General features: G+C 30.8%; 1 pseudogene. It reads right to left on the reverse strand.

The annotated features are described in order from the left end of the window. Positions 1 to 48 precede the first annotated feature (48 nt). Positions 49 to 396, reverse strand: a pseudogene (locus G8O24_RS47355) (hypothetical protein); the annotation flags it as partial.

Below are 396 nucleotides of genomic sequence, written 5' to 3' on the forward strand. Positions count from 1 at the left end.
TAATAACATAAAAAAGGAAACAAGCTCTAGACTTGTTTCCTTTTTGTATTAATTTTTATGCGTTAAAATTTTAGCAATCGTTTCATAGCTCATATCACTTTTGAGATTATAGCTACCATCACGAATATACTTTTCATAATCATTATCTCGTAAATATTTATCAAAATCTGAAGCACTTTTAATAATACCGTTTGCTTTAAGGTCGTCACCAGCTTTAGAAGAAGGATCTCCTTTAGAAATCTTTAAAGTATAACTTTTTACTTTTTTTGCTTCTTCAGCTTTCTTTTTAGCATCTTCTTCGGCTTTTTTCTTTGCTTCCGCTTCCGTTGCTTTATCCACTTCTTGCTGAGCTAATAATTTTTCGTATTTGTTCTTCCATGTGCTTGAGTTTTCATC

The organism is Bradyrhizobium campsiandrae (genome assembly GCF_014529705.1).
Classification (GTDB): domain Bacteria; phylum Pseudomonadota; class Alphaproteobacteria; order Rhizobiales; family Xanthobacteraceae; genus Bradyrhizobium; species Bradyrhizobium campsiandrae.